The 17,572-nt window shown below is 72.2% G+C and carries 13 protein-coding genes; 9 read left to right on the top strand and 4 right to left on the bottom strand.

Annotation, left to right across the window (positions count from 1 at the left end; translation table 11 throughout):
- Nucleotides 1-122: 122 nt before the first annotated feature.
- Complete coding sequence (locus tag AB0F17_RS49620; protein ID WP_358038721.1) at nucleotides 123-1,223, bottom strand: anhydro-N-acetylmuramic acid kinase; 1,101 nt, start codon at nucleotides 1,221-1,223, stop codon at nucleotides 123-125.
- A gap of 20 nt (nucleotides 1,224-1,243) precedes the next feature.
- Entirely contained in the window at nucleotides 1,244-2,773 is a 1,530-nt protein-coding gene (locus AB0F17_RS49625; protein WP_358038724.1) for a family 10 glycosylhydrolase, read from the bottom strand.
- Between the two features lie 116 nt (nucleotides 2,774-2,889).
- Between AB0F17_RS49625 and AB0F17_RS49630 the strand changes: the two genes are divergently transcribed.
- Both AB0F17_RS49630 and AB0F17_RS49635 read left to right on the top strand, forming a co-directional pair.
- Nucleotides 2,890-4,293, top strand: a complete 1,404-nt coding sequence (locus AB0F17_RS49630) for a glycoside hydrolase family 3 N-terminal domain-containing protein (protein WP_358038727.1) — start codon at nucleotides 2,890-2,892, stop codon at nucleotides 4,291-4,293.
- A complete protein-coding gene (locus AB0F17_RS49635; protein WP_358038730.1) occupies nucleotides 4,278-5,183 on the top strand; it encodes a MurR/RpiR family transcriptional regulator in 906 nt (301 codons plus the stop codon). Before AB0F17_RS49630 ends, AB0F17_RS49635 begins: the two co-directional genes overlap by 16 nt.
- Nucleotides 5,184-5,208: 25 nt before the next feature.
- Here AB0F17_RS49635 and AB0F17_RS49640 read toward each other — a convergent pair whose 3' ends face one another.
- On the bottom strand, nucleotides 5,209-5,979 hold the full coding sequence (locus AB0F17_RS49640) for an IclR family transcriptional regulator C-terminal domain-containing protein (RefSeq protein WP_358038733.1): 771 nt from the start codon (nucleotides 5,977-5,979) through the stop codon (nucleotides 5,209-5,211).
- Nucleotides 5,980-6,077: 98 nt separating this feature from the next.
- Between AB0F17_RS49640 and AB0F17_RS49645 the strand changes: the two genes are divergently transcribed.
- From AB0F17_RS49645 to AB0F17_RS49665, 5 genes are read left to right on the top strand one after another with little or no spacing between them, the layout of a single operon-like run.
- Entirely contained in the window at nucleotides 6,078-7,010 is a 933-nt protein-coding gene (locus AB0F17_RS49645; RefSeq protein WP_358038736.1) for an ABC transporter substrate-binding protein, read from the top strand.
- Nucleotides 7,007-7,774, top strand: a complete 768-nt coding sequence (locus AB0F17_RS49650) for an ABC transporter permease (protein WP_358038738.1) — start codon at nucleotides 7,007-7,009, stop codon at nucleotides 7,772-7,774. The genes AB0F17_RS49645 and AB0F17_RS49650 overlap by 4 nt, the downstream gene beginning before the upstream one ends.
- Nucleotides 7,775-7,788: 14 nt before the next feature.
- Complete coding sequence (locus tag AB0F17_RS49655) at nucleotides 7,789-8,559, top strand: ABC transporter permease subunit (protein ID WP_358038740.1); 771 nt, start codon at nucleotides 7,789-7,791, stop codon at nucleotides 8,557-8,559.
- Nucleotides 8,552-9,322, top strand: a complete 771-nt coding sequence (locus AB0F17_RS49660) for an ABC transporter ATP-binding protein (RefSeq protein WP_358038743.1) — start codon at nucleotides 8,552-8,554, stop codon at nucleotides 9,320-9,322. The genes AB0F17_RS49655 and AB0F17_RS49660 overlap by 8 nt, the downstream gene beginning before the upstream one ends.
- A complete protein-coding gene (locus AB0F17_RS49665; RefSeq protein ID WP_358038746.1) occupies nucleotides 9,319-11,199 on the top strand; it encodes a thiamine pyrophosphate-dependent enzyme in 1,881 nt (626 codons plus the stop codon). Before AB0F17_RS49660 ends, AB0F17_RS49665 begins: the two co-directional genes overlap by 4 nt.
- 99 nt (nucleotides 11,200-11,298) lie before the next feature.
- On the opposite strand, the gene AB0F17_RS49670 is transcribed toward AB0F17_RS49665, so the two are convergent.
- On the bottom strand, nucleotides 11,299-12,144 hold the full coding sequence (locus tag AB0F17_RS49670) for a bifunctional methylenetetrahydrofolate dehydrogenase/methenyltetrahydrofolate cyclohydrolase (RefSeq protein ID WP_358038749.1): 846 nt from the start codon (nucleotides 12,142-12,144) through the stop codon (nucleotides 11,299-11,301).
- Nucleotides 12,145-12,254: 110 nt separating this feature from the next.
- Here AB0F17_RS49670 and AB0F17_RS49675 point away from each other — a divergent pair, with 110 nt between their 5' ends.
- A complete protein-coding gene (locus AB0F17_RS49675; protein WP_358038753.1) occupies nucleotides 12,255-16,487 on the top strand; it encodes an NEW3 domain-containing protein in 4,233 nt (1,410 codons plus the stop codon).
- Nucleotides 16,484-17,479, top strand: coding sequence for a hypothetical protein (locus AB0F17_RS49680; protein WP_358038755.1), 996 nt, complete (start codon nucleotides 16,484-16,486; stop codon nucleotides 17,477-17,479). Before AB0F17_RS49675 ends, AB0F17_RS49680 begins: the two co-directional genes overlap by 4 nt.
- Nucleotides 17,480-17,572 lie beyond the last annotated feature (93 nt).

The raw sequence follows: 17,572 nt of genomic DNA on the forward strand, positions 1-17,572 counted from the left end.
CCCGGGGGCCCCCCCCCCGGGGGGGGGTCCGGCGCCCCCCCTCCCCCCGCCCCCGGGCGGGGGTCGCTGGCATAAATTGCTCCAAAACCCCCCCCCCCCCGGGGCCCCCCCCCCCCCCCCCACTACAGGAAACGGATCGCGACCGGTGCCACGGCGAGGGGTTCCGGCAGCGCGAGTGGACCGGAGCCCGGCGTCACCGTGCCCAGGACGCGCGCCCCCGAGGCGCCCGTGCAACTGGGCACGGTCGATGGCAGGCCGTGCGCGGTGAGCCAGCCGAACAACGAGAAGGCGATCGCCTCCTTCGCGTCGGCGGGCACGCCGAGCTCGTCGCTGGTCACGAGCCGCGTCCGCGGCACCCGCGCGCGCAGCATGCCCATGAGAGTGGGATTGCGCACACCGCCGCCGGAGACGATCACGGTGTCGAGTCCGTGCCCGCGGATCTCGGCCGCCACGGTCTCCGCGGTGAGCGCGGTGAGTGTGGCGACGAGGTCGGCCTGCGCCAGGTCCGCCTTGACGTAGCCAGGGGTGAAGAGCTCTTTACCCGTGGATTTCGGCGGTTCCTTCGCGTAGTACGGCTCGGTGAGCAGCTCCGCCAGCAGTGCCGCGTCGATCGTCCCGGCCGCGCCCAGCATCCCGTCCTCGTCGTACGGCGGGGCGGCGGCGTCGATGAGCGCGCACGCGGGCCCGGTGTCGTAGGCGACGGCCGGCTCCCGCACGGTCAGGTTGGCGATCCCGCCCAGGTTCAACGCCCCGGTACGCCCCGGCAACCCGGCCATGAGCAGCAGGTCGAGGTAGGAGACGAGCGGCGCCCCCTGCCCCCCTGCGGCCACGTCACGCGCCCGCACGTCCGACACCACGGGCAGCCCGGTGCGCTCGGCGATCCAGGCAGGCTGGCCCAGCTGCAGCGTGCCGAGCACCCGGCCACCCTCCACCCAGTGGAAGAGCGTCTGCCCGTGGGAGCAGATCAGGTCGGCCGGCGGCCCCTCCGCCGCCGCCTCGGCGAACGCCTGGCCGATGAGCGTGTCCAGGGCGCAGACCTCGCCCAGGTCGATCCGGCTGGGCGGCAGCGCGGCCACGATGCGGGCTCTCAGACCAGGGTCGTACGGCCGCTCGCCGGAGTGGACGAGCGTGCCGGTCAGCACGCCGCCGTCCAGCGACCAGTCCACGACCGCGCTGTCTATCCCGTCGTGGGACGTGCCCGAGATGAGACCGAGAACCCGCATCGCGCTCCCTTCGAAACCGGTTAGAGGACCCGGAAGCCGTTGCTCGGCTTGCTGGTCCGGTTGACCCGGTCGACGGCGACCACGTAGTAGTGATCCCCGCGCTTGCCCTCGGGGTCCGTCCAGCGCACCTGCCGGTCACCCGGCACCACCGCGACCAGGTTGCGGGCGTCGGCGAACGCGCCGGCCCCGGCCTTGCCGGGGAACCGGAAGATGGCGAACTGGAAGGGCTCGTGCCGGTCCGTCGCGACCGCGCGTACCTCCACCCCATCATGCTTGCGCAGCGCGTACGCCAGCACCGGCCGGTGCGGCGCCTCGCCGCCCGCCAGCCTGGTCAGCACCGGGGCCAGCGCGGGCCGGGTGTAGTGGTCGGCCACGGCCGTGCTGATCGAGGCGATCCGGTCGGCCCGCAGGTCGTTGGCGTTGTACCAGATGTCGCCACTGACCGGTGGATTGTCCCGGTTGAGGGTGAGGTGCTTGGACAGCTCGGCCGGGACCTGCCATTCGGGCGCGGTCTGGGCCGGGTCGCCCGCCTTGTAGGCCGCCTGGCCGATCCAGAGCAGCGTGCCGGTGCCGTTGGCCACGTCGGACCACCACGGGACGAGCTTGGCGTAGTCGGCCGGCGGCTGCCCGATGTACCAGTAGAGCTGGGGCGCGATGTAGTCGAGCCAGCCCTTCTTCACCCAGCCCCTGGTGTCGGCGTGCAGGCCGTCGTAGGACTGGCCGCCGGCGGTGTCGGAGCCGAGCGGGTCGCTGGCCTTGTTGCGCCAGATGCCCGACGGGCTGATGCCCCACGCGATGTCCGGCTTGACCTGGCGCACCCGCTGCTGCATCTCCGAGACCATGAGGTCGACGTTGTTGCGCCGCCAGGTGGCCAGGTCAGGGAAACCGGCGCCGTACTGGGCGAACGCGGCGCTGTCGTCGAAGGCAGTGGTGTTCGTCGGGTAGAAATAGTCGTCGAAGTGGAGACCGTCGATGTCGTATCGGGTGACCGCGTCCATGATCGCGTCTTGGCAGAACTTACGGACCTCGGGCATGCCGGGGTTGTAGTAGAGCTTGCCGCCGAACGGCAGGATCCAGTCGGGGTGCTTGCGGCCCGGGTGGTCGGGGTGCAGCTTGGCCGGGTCGGCCTGCATCGAGACCCGGTACGGGTTGAACCAGGCGTGGAAGGCCAGCCCGCGCTTGTGCGTCTCCTCGACGATGAAGCCCAGCGGGTCGTAGCCGGGATCCTGCCCCTGGGTGCCGGTCAGCCACTGCGACCACGGTTCGAACGGCGACGGCCAGAACGCGTCGGCGGTCGGCCTGATCTGCACGAAGACGGAGTTCAGCTTCCGCTGCACCGCCAGGTCCAGCCAGGCGAGGTATTCGGCCTTCTGCTGTTCGACGGTCAGCCCGGTCTTGGAGGGCCAGTTGATGTTGACCACGGAGGCGATCCACATCCCCCGCATCTGGCGCAACGGCGGGACATAGTCGGCGGCGAAGGCGGGGAGCGGTACGACAGAGGCGGCAGCGGCGAGGGCGAGGCCCTTCAGTAACGTCCTTCTGCTGGGCATGGGGGATGGCCTCTCGGAAGTGGTTGTGTCGAGGGCGACGATGACAGAAAATTACCTTCAATTCAATAATCGTGAAGGAAAATGCCGACATGTCCCCTGACCTGTACCGACTAGCGATGACTGTGCTCCAACCGGGCTACGAAGGCGCCTCAGCGCCCGACTGGTTGCTCCGGGCGCTCGGCGAAGGACTCGGCGGCCTGGTGCTGTTCGCCCGCAACAACCCCGGGGAGCAGCTCGTCCAGCGCTTTCGTGCCGAGAACCCGGGCGCCGTCGTGGCGATCGACGAGGAGGGCGGGGCGGTCACCCGCCTGGAGGTCACCTCCGGTAGTTCCTTCCCGGGCAACCGGGCGCTCGGCGTGGTGGACGACGTGGCCCTGACCGAGCGCGTGGGCCGCCAGATCGGCCGGATGCTCGCCGAAGCCGACATCACGCTCAACTACGCGCCTTCGGCCGACGTCAACGCCAACCCGGCCAACCCGGTGATCGGCGTCCGCTCGTTCGGCCCGGCCGCCGATCTGGTCTCCCGCCACACCGTGGCCTACGTCAACGGGGTGCAGGGCGCCGGGGTCGCCGCCTGCGCCAAGCACTTCCCCGGCCACGGCGACACGGTCACGGACTCGCACCTGGCGCTGCCGACCGTGCACGCCTCGCGTGAGCTGCTCGCCGAGCGCGACCTGCCGCCGTTCAGGGCCGCGATCGGGGCCGGGGTGCGCTCGATCATGTCGGGCCACCTGCTCGTCCCCGCCCTCGATCCGTCGATGCCCGCGACGCTCAGCCGTACCGTCATGACCGAGCTCCTCAGGGGTGAGCTCGGTTTCGACGGGATGCTGGTCACCGACGCGATCGAGATGCGGGCGGTGGCCGCGATGTTCACCCCCGGCGAGATCGCGGTCCGCGCGCTCGGCGCGGGCGTCGACGCCATCTGCGTGGGCCTGTCGACCGAACGGAGCCTGCACGAGATCCGCGACGCCATCGTGGCCGCCGTCCGGACGGGCGTGCTCCCCGAAGATCGCCTGGCCGAGGCCGCCGGCCGGGTCCTCGCCCTGTCCGGCTGGTACGACCGGCAGTCGGCCCTGCGCGAGAAGGCCTGCGCCGACGTCGACGAGGGCGTCGGCCTGGACGCCGCCAGAGCCGCGCTGACCACGACGGGAACGGCCTCGCTGACCCGGGCGCCGCTGGTCGTGGAGGTCAACACGCGCCTCAACAAGGCCGTGGACCCCTCGACGCCGACCGGCATCACGGCGGCTCTCGGCGCGCTGCTGCCGGGCACCGAGCGGGTCCAGATGGAGCCCGAGGGCGAGCTGCCACCGTTCGACGATCGGCCGGTCGTCCTCGTGGTGCACGACGCCGCCCGCCATGCGTGGGTGCGGGGGACGGTGGCGCGGGCCGTACAGGTGCGGCCCGAGGTGATCGTCGTGGACACCGGCATCCCCGCGGCGCCCGCCGGCGCCGCGCACCTGGTCACGCACGGCATCTCGCGCGTCTCGGCGCAGGCGGCCGCGGAATGGCTGACCCGGTGACCGGGGCGTCGCTCGATGGGGCGGGCGGGCGGATGAACGAGCCGTCGAACCCGGTCTCCGCCGTCCGTGCGGTGTTTCCGTCGCTGACCCCGGCCGCGCAGGCGATCGCGCGCATCATTCTCGCCGACCCCGGTGTGGTCGTCCGGAGCACGATCACCGAGTTCAGCGGGGTGTCCGGGACGAGCGAGGCGACGATCGTGCGCACCGCCAGGGCGCTCGGCTTCGCCGGTTACTCGCAGATGCGCTTCGCCCTGGCCGCCGCCGTGGCCAAGCAGCCCGAACGGCTGGTGCCCGGCGACCTCGGCCCCGACGACCCGCTCACCGACGTCATCGCCAAGGTGGCGCGGGCCGAGTCCGAGGCGCTGGCCGACACGGCGGCGCAGCTCGACCCCGAGTTGCTCGGGGAGATCGTCACGGCCATCGCCGGAGCCCGGCGGGTGGACGTGTACGGCGTGGCGGCCTCCGGGCTGGTGGCGATCGACATGTCGCAGAAGCTGCTGCGGATCGGCCTGTCCAGCCACCCGTTCAGCGACGCCCACATGGCGCTGACCAGCGCGGCCCTGCTCCGGACCGGCGACGTGGTGGTGGCGATCAGTTGCAGCGGCGAGACGCCGGACGTGCTGGACCCGGCGCGCACGGCCGCGGAGGCGGGGGCGTTGCTGGTCGCGATCACCAACAATCCGCGGTCGTCGCTGGCCGGGCTGGCCGACCACACGCTGGTGTCGGCGGGGCGGGAGACCGCGTTCCGGCCGGGGGCGCTGGCCAGCCGGATCAGCCAGCTCCTGATCGTCGACTGCATCTTCGTCGGGCTGGCCCAGCGCACGTACGACGCGGCCGACGCCGCGATCCGCGCCACGAAGCAGGCCACGGATCGCTACCGGCGCCGCTAGTTCACCGTGCTACTGGTCCACCGCGCTACGCCCTGGCCACGGACAGGGTCGCCAGATCCGCTTCGATCCTGGCGGCCGTGGCCAGCAGCGGCGGCAGCAGGTCCCGCCTGACCTGCTGCGACGTCGTACGGCTCGCGTGGGTCGAGACGTTCACCGCCGCGACCGCCTGCCCGGAACGGTCGCGGATCGGCACGGCGATGGACCGCAGCCCCTCCTCCAGCTCCTGGTCGACCATCGCCCAGCCCCGCGCGCGCACCCGGTCGAGCTCCGCACGCAGCGCCGCCGGCTGGGTGATCGTCCGCGAGGTGAGCCCGCGTAGCTCGGCCGAGCCGAGGTAGCCGTCGAGCCGCTCCGGGGAGAGCGCCGCCAGCAGTACCCGGCCCATGGACGTGCAGTACGCGGGGAACCGCGTGCCGATGTTGATCGTCACCCGCATGATCCTCGCGGTGGCCACCCGCGCCACGTACACGACGTCCGCACCGTCGAGCACGGCGACCGAGGCCGACTCGTGCACCTCGGCGGCCAGCCGTTCGAGATGCGGATCGGCCACCTCGGGCAGCGAGAGGCTGGACAGATAGGCGTAGCCGAGCTCCAGGACCCTGGGCGTGAGCGAGAACAGCCGCCCGTCCGAGCGCACGTACCCGAGGTCGGCGAGCGTGAGCAGGAACCGTCTGGCCGCCGCCCTGCTGAGGTCCGTCGCGCGGGCGACCTCGCTCAGCGTCAGCTCGGGCGCCGTGGCGCTGAACGCGCGGATCACCGCGAGACCGCGGGCCAGCGACTGTACGTGATCAACCATGACGGTCCTTGAACATAGGTCATCAAAGGCGTAGCTTCCACGATACGGGGTGTTCGTTCAGAGAATATCTGTGCGCATTGCGAACAACAGGAGACAAAGTGTCTCGCACTCTCGTGGTCTTAGCCGTCCTCCTCCTCACAGCCGCGTGCGGCGGCTCCTCTCAGCCGGCGAACCAGGGAAAGACGAAGGTCACCGCCGGCGTGATCGCGATCGTCGACACCGCGCCGATCCACCTGGGCAAGGCCAAAGGCTTCTTCGACGAGCAGAACATCGACCTGACGATCACTCCCGTCCAGGGCGGCGCCGCCGCGATCTCCGGCGCGGTCAGCGGGCAGTTCCAGTTCGCCTTCGCCAACACCACCTCGCTGCTGACCGCCAAGCAGCAGGGGCTCGACGTGCAGGTGGTCGCCAACGGCGTCTCCTCGACCGGTCAGCAGGGCAAGGACTTCAGCGCGGTGCTGGTGAAGAACGACAGCCCGATCAGGTCGGCCAAGGAGCTGGCGGGCAAGAAGATCTCGGTCAACCAGCTCAAGAACATCGGCGACACGACCGTCCGCGCCTCGGTACGCAAGGCCGGTGGCGACCCGTCGGGCATCCAGTTCGTCGAGCTGCCCTTCCCGGACGCGCCCGCCGCGCTGCAGGCCGGCCGCGTGGACGCCGTCTGGGTGGTCGAGCCCTTCGTCAGCCAGGCGCTGAGCCAGGGCGCCCGCGCCGTGGCCTGGAACTTCGCCGACGCCGCCCCCGACCTGACCGTGGCGATGTACTTCACCACCGGCAAGACCGACGCGGACCTGACCAAGCGCTTCACCGCGGCCATCCGCAAGTCGCTGGAGTACGCCGACAGCCACCCCGACGAGGTCAGGGACGTGCTCAAGACCTATACCAAGATCGCACCTGAGGTGATCGCGAAGATCTACCTGCCCAAGTGGCCCGCCGAGGTCAACAAGGCGTCCGTGCAGACCATCGCCGACCTCGCGCTGGCCGACGGCATCCTCAAGGACAAGATCGACGTCTCGGCGCTGGTGCGGTGAGGCGGTTTCTGTACGGGCTCGCGGGGCTCGGCGGCCTGCTGGCGCTGCTTGAGGCGGTGCCCCGGCTCGGGCTGGTCGACGAGCGGTTCCTGCCGCCCGCCTCGCGCATCCTCGGCACGCTGGCCGGCCAGCTCGTCACGGCCGAGCTGTGGCTCGCGCTGGGCGAGACCGTGCTCGGCTGGGCGCTCGGCCTCGCGATCGCCTTCTGCCTGGCGGTGGCGGCCGGGGTGGTCATCGGGATCGTCCCGGGGCTGCGTGCCGCGACCCACTCCACGGTCGAGTTCCTGCGGCCGATCCCCTCGGTGGCGCTGGTCCCGCTGGCGACGCTGCTGTACGGGCCCTCGCTCGGCTCGACGCTGCTGCTGGTGGTCTACGCCTCGTTCTGGCAGGTGCTCATCCAGGTCCTGTACGGCGTGGCGGCCGTCGACTCCGTCGCCTACGACACCGCCCGGTCCTACGGGCTGTCGCCCTGGTCGCGGGTCCGGCATCTGGTCTGGCCGACCGCGCTGCCGTACGTCATGACCGGGTTGCGGCTGGCGGCGGCGGTGGCGTTCATCCTGGCGGTCACCGCGGAGCTGGTGATCGGCAGTCCGGGGCTCGGGGCGGAGATCCAGGTCGCGCAGAACAGCGGGGCCGTGCCCACGGTGTACGCGCTCATCGTGCTCGCCGGTCTCGTCGGCATCGGGGTCAACGCCGCGGTGCGGCTCCTGGAGCGCCGGGTGCTGTCGTGGCATCCCGCCGTGCGATCGGAAACCGGCTCGTGAAGGGGGCTGTGCCGGTGAAGGCAGGCGTGCGGGTGATCAGGCTTTTCGGGCTGCCGGTGCTGCTGGTGCTGGGCTGGTGGCTGGTCAGCGGCCGGTCGTTCTACCTGCCGGATCCCGTACGCGTGGCCCGGGCGTTCGGGCAGACCTGGTTCTCGGCGCGGGTGTTCGACGACGTGCTGCCCAGCATCGGGCGGCTGCTCGCCGGGTACGCGCTCGCGACCGTGCTGGGCGTGGGGCTCGGGGTGCCGATCGGGCTGTCGCCGCGGCTGCGCGCGACGCTGGAGCCGGTGCTGGAGTTCTTCCGGGCGATCCCGCCGCCCGTGCTCGTGCCGCTGCTCATGCTGCTGGCCGGGATCGACACGCCGATGAAGGTGCTGGTCATCGTCTCGGGCTGTGTCTGGCCGATCCTGCTCAACACCGTCGAAGGCGTACGGGCGCTGGACGAGGTGCTCGCCGACACCTGCCGGATGTACGGCGTGCACGGCGTGCACGGCGCCACCCGGCTGCGCCGCTTCGTGCTGCGCGGGGCCAGTCCGCAGATCATGGCCGGGCTGCGGCAGGCGCTGTCCATCGGGATCATCCTCATGGTCATCAGCGAGATGTTCGCCAGCTCCAGCGGGCTCGGGTTCACGATCGTGCTGTTCCAGCGGCAGTTCCAGATCGCCGAGATGTGGAGCGGCATCCTGCTGCTCGGGCTGATCGGGCTGACGCTGTCGCTGCTCTTCCGCTTCGTGGAGCGGCGGGTCCTTTCCTGGTACTACGGCGCTGGAGCCGCCCGTGCTTGAGATTGCGGAGCTGCGCAAGGTCTACGAGAGCCCGAACCGCAGCGTCAAGGCGATCCGCTCGCTGACCTTCAGCGTCGGCGCGGGCGAGCTGGTGTGCGTGGTCGGGCCCTCCGGCTGCGGCAAGACCACGCTGCTGCGGTCCATCGCCGGGCTGCTGCCGGTCAGCGGCGGCCAGGTGCGGGTGGCCGGAGTGCCGGTCACCGGGCCACCCCCGCGCATGGCCGTGGTCTTCCAGGAGTACGGCCGGAGCCTGTTCCCCTGGATGACCGTGCGCCAGAACGTCGAGCTGCCGCTGAAGGAGAAACGGGTGCCCACGCCGCGCCGCCTTGAGCTGGTCCACGGGTCGCTGGAGTCGGTGGGCCTCCTGGACGCCGCGGACGCGCACCCGTGGCAGCTCTCCGGCGGCATGCAGCAGCGGGTCGCGATCGCCAGGGCCGTGGCGTACGAGCCGCAGGTGCTGCTGATGGACGAGCCGTTCGCCGCCGTGGACGCGCAGACCAGGGCCGATCTGGAGGACCTGATCCTGGCGCTCTGGCGGAACCTCGGGGTGACCGTACTGTTCGTCACGCATGACATCGACGAGGCCGTCTACCTGGGACAACGCGTGATCGTGCTATCGTCGTCACCGACAGTGATCATGGAAGATCTGAAGATCGACCTGCCTGCCCAGCGCGACCAGCTCACCACGCGGTCGCTGCCGCGCTTCGGCGAACTGCGTGGGCACATCTACGAGCGGATCCAGCGCGCCAGGGAGGCCCGATGAGCACGGTCACGGTTCGGGAGGCCACGTTCGACGTGCTCAGGCGTTTCGGGCTGACCACGATCTTCGGCAATCCGGGCTCCACCGAGGTCGCGCTGCTGACCGGGCTGCCCGACGACCTGCGGTTCGTGCTCGCCCTGCACGAAGGGTCGGTGGTCGGCATGGCCACCGGGTGGGCGATCGGGCATCGGGCTCCGGCGCTGGCCGTCCTGCACACCGCGGCGGGTCTGGGCAACGCGGTCGGCGCGATCGCCACCGCGCGGGCCAACCGGGTGCCGCTGGTGATCCTGGTCGGGCAGCAGGATCGCCGCCATCTGGCGCTGGAACCGTTCCTGACCGGGCGGCTGTCCGGGCTGGCCGGGGACTATCCGGTGCGGGTCGACGAACCGACGCGGCCCCAGGACGTGCCGGGGGCGGTGGCGCGGGCCTGCCACGAGGCGGTCACCTTCCGGGGGCCCGCGCTGGTGGTGGTGCCGATGGACGACTGGGCGGCGCCGTTCGAGGACGAGACGATCGCGGCGCCGGCCCGCCTGTTGCGGCCTGCCGCCGTACCGGACGAGTCACTCACGCCCCTGGTCGAACTGCTGTCCGGGGCCCGCTCCCCGGCGATCGTCGCGGGCGCGGGCACCGCGGGCCCGGTCGTCGCGGGCGCGGGCACTGCGGGCGCGGACGCTGCGGGCGCGGGCACTGCGGGCGCGGACGCTGCGGGCGCGGACGCTGCGGGCATGGACGCTGCGGGCGCGGACGCTGCGGGCATGGACGCTGCGGGCGCGCCCGCTGCGGGCATGGACGCTGCGGGCGTGTCTGGTGGTGGCGCTTTGTTCGCGAGCTCAGGTGGTCGGGAGGCGGGCTGGGCGGCGGTGGTGGCGCTCGCCGAGCGGCTGGGGTGTCCGGTCTGGCAGGAGTCGTTCGGCGCGATGGCGGGGTTCCCGCAGGACCACCCGCAGTACGCCGGGGTGCTGCCCGCTGATCGCACCCGGCTGCGCGCGGCACTGGCCGGGCACGACGTGGTGCTCGCCGTGGGCGCCCCGGTCTTCCGCCAGTACCCGTTCGACGCCGGCCCGCTGGTCGAGCCCGGCACCACGGTCGCGCTGGTCACCGACGACCCGGCCGAGGCGCACCGCAGCCCCGCCGACCTGGCCTATCTCGCCGCCCCGTCCGCCGTCTGCGAGCGCCTGGCCGTGCTCGTCCCGGCCAGATCGACGACGGTACGGCCCGCGCCCGCCGGACCCGCGCTGCCCCTGGCAGGCGATGTGCGAGCCACGCACGTGCCGCCCCTGGCAGGGGACGGTCTGCGAGCCGTGCACGCGCCGCCCCTCACAGGGGACGGTTTGCGAGCCGTGCACGTGCTGCACGAGCTCGCCAGGCGGCTCCCGGCCGATGCGGTGCTCGTCGAGGAGACCCCGTCGTCGCGCCCGGACCTGCACCGGCTGGTCCCGGCCCGCAACCCGCTCGGCTTCGTGTCGGCGGCCATGGGCGGGCTGGGGTTCGGCCTGCCCGCGGCGGTCGGCCTGCGTATGTCGCTGCCCGACCGGCCGGTGGTCGCGGTGGTGGGCGACGGCTCGGCCCTGTACGGCGTGCACGCGCTGTGGAGCGCGGCGCACTACCGGGTGGGCGCGCTGTTCGTGGTGCTCGCCAACGGCCGGTACGCGGTCATGGACCGGCAGGCCGACAAGGCGGGCGGCAAGGCGCCGTGGCCCGCGTTCACCGAGGTCAGCATGGGTGGGATGGCCCGGTCGCTGGGCTGCGAGGCCAGGCGGGTGGACACGGCGGAGGAGCTCGCGGCGGTGCTCGACGAGGTGCTGCCCACGCTCGCGGCCCGCGAGGAGCCCCTGCTGCTCGATGTGACCGTCGCCGTGGACGCGGACTTCCAGCCGTAACGCCCCAGAGGCGTACGCGGCCTCGGGCGGCCGGGCGCGGTCGGCCTGTGAGCGCGCCCGGCCGGCGGCCGGACCGGGCGCGGTCGGCTTTGTGGTGGGTCAGGCGCGTTCGGCGGCTTCGACCACGTTCGAGAGCAGGAGGGCGCGGGTCATCGGGCCGACGCCACCGGGGTTGGGGGTCAGGAAGCCCGCCACCTCCGCCACCTCGGCGGCCACGTCACCGGCGATCTTGCCGTCCACCCGCGAGACGCCCACGTCGAGCACGGCCGCGCCCGGCTTGACCATGGCCGGGGTGATGAGGCCGGGCACTCCGGCGGCGGCCACCACGATGTCGGCGTGGCGAACGTGCGCGGCCAGGTCGCGGGTGCCGGTGTGGCAGAGGGTCACCGTGGCGTTCTCGCTGCGCCGGGTCAGCAGCAGGCCGAGCGAGCGGCCCACCGTGATGCCGCGTCCGACCACGGCCACCTCGGCGCCCTTGATCGGCACGCCGTACTCCTCGAGGAGCAGCACGATGCCGTGCGGCGTGCACGGCAGCGGCGCGTCGACCATGTGGACCAGGCGGCCCAGGTTGATCGGGTGGAGGCCGTCGGCGTCCTTGGCCGGGTCCATCCGCTCCAGCAGCGCCATCGTGTCGAGGTGGCGGGGCAGCGGGAGCTGGACGATGTAGCCGGTGCACTCCGGCGAGGCGTTGAGCTCGTCGATGGCCGCCTCGACCTGGGCCTGAGTCGCGTCCTCGGGGAGGTCCACGCGGATGGAGGAGATGCCGACCTCGGCGCAGTCGCGGTGCTTGCCCGCCACGTAGATCTGGCTGCCGGGGTCGTCGCCGACCAGCACGGTGCCGAGGCCGGGGGTGATGCCGCGCTGTCTGAGCGCGATCACCCGGGTCGCGAGGTCTGCCTTGATCTTTGCGGCGGTCGCCTTGCCGTCGAGTCTCACTGCGCTCATATCTGGCAATCCTTCCATGAGTTCGCAGGAGGCGGCGATGACATCGTTGTCATGGATCTTGGAACAGCATATGGTGACGTCGCCGCCTATATGTCCTTTAAGGAGTCGTTTTGCCTGCTCACTTGCTGTCAGCGGAGTCGACCGACCTGTTCGTCGGCTCGGTGGAGCGGCCGTACCAGGTGCTCAAGGTCACGCTGGAGCTGGGCGGGCAGGAGGCGCCGCTCGATGTCCGTGGCCCCGGGGTGTCCTGCGCGGCGCCCGTGAGCGTGCCGCCGGGGGTGGGTCCGCGCACCGTCGAGGTGCCGCTGGACGTCACCGTACCGGCCGGGACCGTGGTGCCCTGCACCGTCACACTCGGCGAGGCGTCGCTCGACGTGGAGGTCACGGCCGAGGAGCCGGGCTGGACGATGTACATGGTGTCGCACTTCCACTACGACCCGGTCTGGTGGAACACGCAGGCCGCCTACACCAGCCCCTGGGAGCTGCTCTCGGTCGACGCGACGACCAGGCCGCTGTGGGAGCACAACGCGTTCGCGCTGGTCGAGGCGCATATCGAGCTGGCGCTGCGTGATCCCGACTACCGGTTCGTGCTGGCCGAGGTCGACTATCTCAAGCCGTTCTTCGACACCCACCCCGAGCGCCGCGCCGACCTGCGCGCGCTGCTCGCCGAGGGCCGGGTGGAGCTCCTCGGCGGAACGTACAACGAGCCCAACACGAACCTGACCGGCGCCGAGAGCACGATCCGCAACATCGTCTACGGCATCGGCTACCAGCGCGACATCCTCGGCGGCGATCCGCGTACCGCCTGGCAGCTCGACGTGTTCGGGCACGACCCGCAGTTCCCCGGCTACCTGGCGGCGGCCGGGCTGACCGGCAGCGCGTGGGCCCGGGGGCCGTTCCACCAGTGGGGGCCGATCAGCAAGAACTTCAGGCAGGCCAAGAACGACGCCTCCCTGATGCAGTTCCCGAGCGAGTTCGAGTGGATCTCGCCGTCGGGGCGGGGCGTGCTGACGCACTACATGCCCGCCCACTACTCGGCGGGCTGGTGGATGGACTCCTCTCCGTCGCTGGAGGAGGCGACGCGGGCGACGTACGAGCTCTACCGGTCGCTGAAGCCGGTGGCCGCGACCAGGAACATCCTGCTGCCCGTCGGCACCGACTACACCCCGCCGAACAAGTGGGTGACCGACATCCACCGGACCTGGGCGGCCCGGTATGTCTGGCCCCGGTTCGTCTGCGGCACACCCCGGGACTTCCTCGACGCGGTGCGCGGGGAAATATCCGCGTTCAGCCCGCAGACCCGGGACATGAACCCCGTCTACACCGGCAAGGACGTCTCGTACATCGACACCAAGCAGGCTCAGCGCGCGGCCGAGGTGGCGGCGCTCGACGCCGAGCGGCTGTCGGCGTTCGCGTCGCTGCTGGGGCTGGGCGGCTATCCGCACACCGCGCTGGACAAGGTGTGGCGGCAGCTCGCGTACGGCGCGCACCACGACGGGATCACCGGCTCCGAGTCCGACCAGGTCTACATCGACCTGCTGACAGGCTGGCGCGAGGCGCACGACCTGGCCGCCGACGCCCGCGACCGCGCGCTGGACGCGCTGGCCGGCCAGATCTCGCTCGACGGCCGCAGCGTCGTGGTGACCAACACGCTGCCGTTCGCGCGTGACGGCCTGGTGCGGGTACGGCTCGCGCCGGGCGAGCGGGTCGACGCGGTCCCGGCCATCGACGAGGACGGCACGCTGGTCTTCCTGGCCGAGGACGTGCCCTCGATGGGCTGGCGTACGTACGGAATCGTCCAGGAGACGCCCGGCACCTGGCAGCCGCTGCCCGAGGCCACCTCGATCTCGAACGACCGGTGGCGCGTCGTGGCCGATCCGTCGCGGGGCGGCGGCCTCGCGTCGGTGTTCGACCGCGCCGCGGGCCGCGAGCTGCTGTCGGGGCTCGGGAACGAGCTGCGGCTGTACGACGAATACCCGACGCACCCCGACATGGGCGAGGGGCCGTGGCATCTGCTGCCGACCGGTCACGTCACCGGCTCCGGCGAGGCCGCCGCGCTGGCCGTACACGCCGCGCGGAGTCCCCTCGGACAGCGCCTGACCATCACCGGCCAGGTGGGCGAGGTCTCCTACGAGCAGATCATCACGCTGTGGACGGGTTCGGACCGGGTCGAGTTCACCACCCGCGTGCTCGACTACACCGGCGCCGACCGGCTGCTGCGGGTCCGCTTCCCCGCCCAGGTGGCGGGCGCGCTGCCGGTCTCCGACGTGGCGGGTGCCGTGGTGGGGCGCGGGTTCGCGCAGCCGGACGTCGACGTCGCCGAGCACCCGTGGACGCTGGACAACCCGGCCAACACCTGGTTCGGGCTGTCCGCCACGGCCAGGGTGGACCTGGGCGAGGCGGGCGCGCGGGCGCTGGGGGTCGCCGAGGTGGTGGTGCCCGCTCTGGAGGACGCGCCCGGGGCACGTTCGCTGGTGGTGGCGCTGGCCCGCGCGGGCGTGACCGCCACGACCTCGTCCGCCTCCGGATCCCGGTACGGCTGGCTGGACGTCGACTCGAACCTGCCGGACTTCCGGATCATCCTGGGCGGCCCGGACGCGAACCCGCTGGCCGCCGAGCTCCTCTCCCGCAGCGACCCGGCCTTCCTCGACGCGCTCAAGTCGGGGGCGCCGCTGGTGTGGGTGCCCGCGGAGCGGCCGCTGGCCGAGGTGTGGCGGCCGAGCGCCGACCTGCGCGACGTACGCGCGCTGCCCGCGCTCATCGTCGCCGGGCCGGTGGAGGAGTTGGTGGAGGATCTGGCGGATGCCGTGATCTCCGCCGTGTGCCCGGTCGGCGCGGAGGTGCTGGAGTCTCGGACGGTCGCGCTGCTCACGTATGGGTTGCCGGGGTTCGCGGTGGATTCTTCGGGGGCGTTGCATCTGTCGCTGATGCGGTCGTGTACCGGGTGGCCGTCGGGGGTGTGGTTGGATCCGCCTCGGCGTACCGGGCCTGATGGCGCCGGGTTCCAGGTACAGCACTGGACGCATGAGTTCTCGTACGCGCTGGCCGGAGGAGATGGGGACTGGCGGGCGTTGCGGCTGCCCGCGGCGGGGCAGGAGTTCATCACGCCGCTGCTGGCGCGGGTCGTCCCGGACGGCGCTGATGGCGCGTTGCCGCAGGTGCACTCCCTCCTGCGGGTGGAGCCCGCCCGGGACGTCCTGCTCGGGACCCTCAAGGCCACTGGCAACCCGCACGCCCACGGCCTGTCCGTCGGCGGCGGGGCTGATGCTGGTGGGGTTGGTGGCGGCAGGGCCGATGTCGGCGCCGAGGCTGGTGGCGGCAGGGCTGGCGTCGGCGGCGAGGCTGGTGGCGGGTTTGGCGGTGTCACGATCCGGCTTGTGGAGTCGACCGGGCTCGGCTCGCGGGCCGCGATCGAGTCGCCGGTCCTCGACCTCGGCGGCCTCGTCCACGCCGACCTGCTGGAACGGCCCGGCGATCCGGTGACCGCGCTCGACCTGGCCGGGGCCGAGGTCGCTACCTATCTCGTCCCCACCCCGGCCCGGCCCGCCCGCCCCGACCTGGGCGCCACGGCCGAGCAGGCCCAGCCCGTCTACAGCCGCTACTGGCTGCACAACAAGGGACCCGCGCCCCTCGGCTACCTCCCCGTGTCGATCGCCGTCACACCCGGTCTCATCGCGGCGGCGCAGGGGGCGGTCGAGGTGGAGGTTGTGGTGTCGTCCCACCTCGTCGACGCGCCGCACGAGGGCGTGGTGGACCTCCGCGTTCCGGACGGCTGGAGCGCCACACCCGCCCAGCGCGCCTTCCGCCTCGAACCCGGCGGCCACCTCCGTTTCCCCGTCACCGTCACACCCGCCCCCGGCCAGGGCCTGTACTTCGTCGCGGCCCGTACCAAGGTGGGCGATCAGCTCGTGGAGGACGTGGCCACTGTCGCGCTGGGCGACGTACCCGAGCTGCCCGTCGAGGGCGCCGTCCCGAAGATGAGCGACGCGTTCCAGGGCACCCAGGCCACCGAGGGCCGCGCGACCGGCCTCTCCGTCACCACGCTCACGGACTCGCTCTCCCTCCGGCCGGGCGACCGCACGTCCCTCGTGGTGCGGCTGGCGAACACCACCTCGGACGAGATCCACGGCGAGTCCCAGCTCGCCGCCCCGTGGGGCTCGTGGGAGCTGCTGCCCACGGTCATCCAGGGCTTCTCCGTGGCACCGGGCGAGACGGTCGACGTGTCGTTCCCTGTGGAGGTGCCGTACGACATGGCGGCCGGGCACTTCTGGGCGCTGGCCAAGGTCATGTGGTACGGCCGCTGCCAGTACGCACCCGCGGTCCGCCTGGAGGTAGCCCGATGAAACACACGCTCACCGACCCGGCCGGACACCGGCACGACGGTCACTCGGTGCCCAGTCACCACCACGACGGTCACGCGCCGTCGGCGGGACACCACCATGGCCATGACGCGTCGCCCAGCCTGGGTGGGCACCGGCACGGTGATCCGCTGGCCGGGCCGATGCGGGAACGGCCCGCTGCGACCGGGGCGCCCACCGCGCCTGGCGTCGGAGCGGTGATCGGCTGGGTGGCCGGTCGGCCGATCTCCCGCGAGCCGCTGGAACGGCGGGTACGCGAGCTGCGCGACAGCCCGCTCAATGCGGCACTGCCTGTCCCGGGAAGCTCCGAGGACCGGCAGCTCGCCAGGTGGCTGACGCAGGTGATCCTCACCGAGGCGCTGTGCGAGGACGAGGCCGCCGCCCGGGGGCTGACTCCCCTAGAGACCGGACCGCTCGACCCGACGGCTGCCGGGGAGACCGGGCCGCTCGACCCGCTGGCCGCCGTGGAGCTGGGGTCGATCAACGCCGCCGCCTACAACGGCAGCCCGTGGGTACGCGCGCTGTTCGAGCACGTGACGGCCACGGCCGAGGTGCCGCCGGAGTGGCGGTCGCCGGTGCCCGCGCAAGGTGTGGCCCGGCATGACGTACGCCATCGGGTGTTCGCCGACCACGCCGACGCGGCCGCCGCCACGGCCGACGACCTGGAACCGCTGGGCCCGGTGACGCTGGGCTCCCTGCCCGCGGCGATCGCGGACGCCATCCCGCGCCGGCCGTACGGGATGCTGGTAGGCCCGGTCGAAGACGCCCTGGGCTGGCACGTAGCGGTGGCCCACCCGGAACCCACCCCGCCGACCCGCTCCCCCTCGAACCCCGGTACGGTCTCGCGGAGGGAAGCCGCGCGGCGTCGTATGTTCGCGCGGTGGCTGGACGAGCTGCGGGCCGCCAAGGTCGAGCTCGTGCCCGGACTGGAACACCCTGGCGATCCCCGCCAGCCCGACAACCACCACAAACACTGATCAACTACCACCTGCTGAAGCTGGTGGTTTGTCGCCCTCACCCACCGCGCACATCGCCGAGCGCGACCGACACTTTCCCTACTGTTTTCGAAA

Source organism: Nonomuraea sp. NPDC026600 (assembly GCF_040638335.1).
Classification (GTDB): Bacteria; Actinomycetota; Actinomycetes; order Streptosporangiales; family Streptosporangiaceae; genus Nonomuraea.

Coding starts and splice junctions, on each gene's coding strand:
- AB0F17_RS49630 (WP_358038727.1), top strand. CDS start 2,890: ATGACTGTGCTCCAACCGGGCTACGAAGGCGCCTCAGCGCCCGACTGG.
- AB0F17_RS49665 (WP_358038746.1), top strand. CDS start 9,319: ATGAGCACGGTCACGGTTCGGGAGGCCACGTTCGACGTGCTCAGGCGT.
- AB0F17_RS49635 (WP_358038730.1), top strand. CDS start 4,278: ATGGCTGACCCGGTGACCGGGGCGTCGCTCGATGGGGCGGGCGGGCGG.
- AB0F17_RS49640 (WP_358038733.1), bottom strand. CDS start 5,979: ATGGTTGATCACGTACAGTCGCTGGCCCGCGGTCTCGCGGTGATCCGC.
- AB0F17_RS49680 (WP_358038755.1), top strand. CDS start 16,484: ATGAAACACACGCTCACCGACCCGGCCGGACACCGGCACGACGGTCAC.
- AB0F17_RS49670 (WP_358038749.1), bottom strand. CDS start 12,144: ATGAGCGCAGTGAGACTCGACGGCAAGGCGACCGCCGCAAAGATCAAG.
- AB0F17_RS49625 (WP_358038724.1), bottom strand. CDS start 2,773: ATGCCCAGCAGAAGGACGTTACTGAAGGGCCTCGCCCTCGCCGCTGCC.
- AB0F17_RS49620 (WP_358038721.1), bottom strand. CDS start 1,223: ATGCGGGTTCTCGGTCTCATCTCGGGCACGTCCCACGACGGGATAGAC.